The organism is Bacillus sp. JJ1127, assembly GCF_036965845.1.
Lineage (GTDB): Bacteria > Bacillota > Bacilli > Bacillales > Bacillaceae_G > Bacillus_A.
The window spans coordinates 929-2898 of record NZ_JBALQK010000158.1 but is presented as its reverse complement, the minus strand read 5'-3'; the positions used below and the strand labels follow the sequence as shown (position 1 = coordinate 2898).

The 1970-nt window shown below is 35.5% G+C and carries 3 protein-coding genes; all 3 read left to right on the top strand.

All coding sequences use genetic code 11. From position 1 onward, the window contains the following. Positions 1-460 (top strand): DUF4004 family protein (locus tag V7183_RS16030; protein WP_335360149.1); only part of this gene is annotated, 460 nt, incomplete at its 5' end. Between the two features lie 13 nt (positions 461-473). Next, positions 474-1184 carry a polymer-forming cytoskeletal protein gene (locus V7183_RS16025; protein ID WP_097899331.1) on the top strand — a complete coding sequence of 237 codons (711 nt, stop codon included), beginning with the start codon at positions 474-476 and terminating at the stop codon, positions 1182-1184. Between the two features lie 24 nt (positions 1185-1208). After that, positions 1209-1916, top strand: a complete 708-nt coding sequence (locus V7183_RS16020) for a cytoplasmic protein (RefSeq protein WP_097899330.1) — start codon at positions 1209-1211, stop codon at positions 1914-1916. Positions 1917-1970: the final 54 nt, after the last annotated feature.

The window sequence follows — 1970 nt, the reverse complement described above, 5'->3', positions numbered from 1 at the left end:
AGATCGTATTGATAAAATTCAAACGATGAAAGAGGATTTGTCTCTTGATGAATTAGCAAATATGTTTTCGCCAAGCGTCACAGAGATTTACTTAACAAAAGAAGATGTAATACGTAAAGGGATTGCTTCAGAACCGGTTATACAATTCTATATAGAACAAACGAATACATCAGCACAGTTTCAATTTGTTGATATTCTTTATGTATACATTTTAGAAGAACTGCTTCAATCCGGAGAAATTAGTTTAGAAGAGGGTAAGATGATTTTACAAGTGCTGCGTGAGCACTATGAAATCATCAAACAAAAGAATGGCGAATTAGTTGTAGTTCGTAAGTTAGGTATTTCCACATGTTTCTTAGTTTCAAATGTAGATGATTTATTTTTTGAAAAAGGCACGAAGATAGTCGTACGTACAACAATCATGAATTATACAGAAGCATTAAAAACAAAACTGATGTAGTGGAGGATAAATAATGCGTACAGAAAATTTAATTATAAATGGTTACGGTTCTTCAAATGGTGGAGAGTTTCATAAAGTGCAGTTAAACGGAAAAGGAACTGTTAATGGACATATTGAATGTGATGATTTTGAATGTAACGGGTCAGGTAATGTAAACGGTGATATAAAAAGTGAGCGTACAAGAATTAGTGGCTCTGGTAAAGTTGATGGTAAAGTAAAAACTGAAAATATGCGAATCGATGGAAAAGCAACAATAACAAAAGATGTAAGTGCTAGTACTATGAAGATTTCTGGTAAAGGGACAATTGGTGGTACTCTGACTGGAGAAGAATTGAAGATTCGCGGGCAAGCGACTATAGATGGTAATTGCGAAGTGGATGTTTTTTCATCACAAGGACAATTTACAATCGGCGGTTTACTGAGTGCGGATGAAATTGATATTGATATTCATGGTACATGTAGAGCGAAAGAGATAGGTGGACAAACGATTAAAGTAAGGCAGAGATTGTCTGCATTTAGTAGACTTTTTAAAACAATGTTTGGATCGCAGTTAGAAGCTGAATTATTAGAGGGTGACAATATAGATATTGACCACGTACAAATCAATACAGTAAGAGGTAACAATGTTACGGTGGGGCCAAATTGTGAGATTGGACTTATTGAATATACAGGGGTACTTCATGTCGATAAAAATGCAAAAGTAAAAGAAATTCAGCAAGTTTAATTTTGGCGGGAGAGAGGAATGAATATGGAAAATCAGCATAGTCTCACTTTAAATGGCTCTGGCAGTTCATCAGGCGGGGCTTATAATAAAGTGAAGATTCGAGGAGAAGGAACAATTTCTAATCACGTTAGTTGTAATGAGTTTAAAGCATATGGAGCAAGCCATGTCCATGGTGATATGAAGGCAAAGGCCTACGTTGTGTATGGAGATAGCGAAGTGCAAGGAAGTTTATACGCTGAATATGTGAAAGTGTACGGTAATACAAAAGTACAGAATGATTGTCACATTGACAAAACAAAAGTTCGGGGAATGTTTGAAGCGAATGGTAAACTGTCTGGAAATTTTGTGGATATTAAAGGGGGATTGAATGTAAAAGGAGACATTGAGGTCGAAGAATTTTTATTAACAGGTGGCCTTGAAAGTGAAGGACTTCTAAATGCTGAAAATATTCAAATCGCACTGCGTTATGAAGGAAGTAAAGTGAGAGAAATAGGAGGGAAAAAGATTACTGTACGAAAAAAGGCTAGATTTATTCCTTTTACAAGTCGCATTGGTCCCCTTCAAACATCAATTGTTGAAGGGGACGACATTTACTTAGAACATACAATAGCTGAAATAGTAAGAGGAAACAATGTTACAATTGGCCCTGGGTGTGAAATAAGTGTTGTTGAATATCATACTAGTTTTAACCAAAAAGGGAAATCGATTGTAAAAGAATATAAACGAGTATAGGTGCAAGGTCACAAATTCCGTCACAAAATAAAAAAACCTCTTTTTAGGTGGGAG

Coding starts and splice junctions, on each gene's coding strand:
- V7183_RS16025 (WP_097899331.1), top strand. CDS start 474: ATGCGTACAGAAAATTTAATTATAAATGGTTACGGTTCTTCAAATGGT.
- V7183_RS16020 (WP_097899330.1), top strand. CDS start 1,209: ATGGAAAATCAGCATAGTCTCACTTTAAATGGCTCTGGCAGTTCATCA.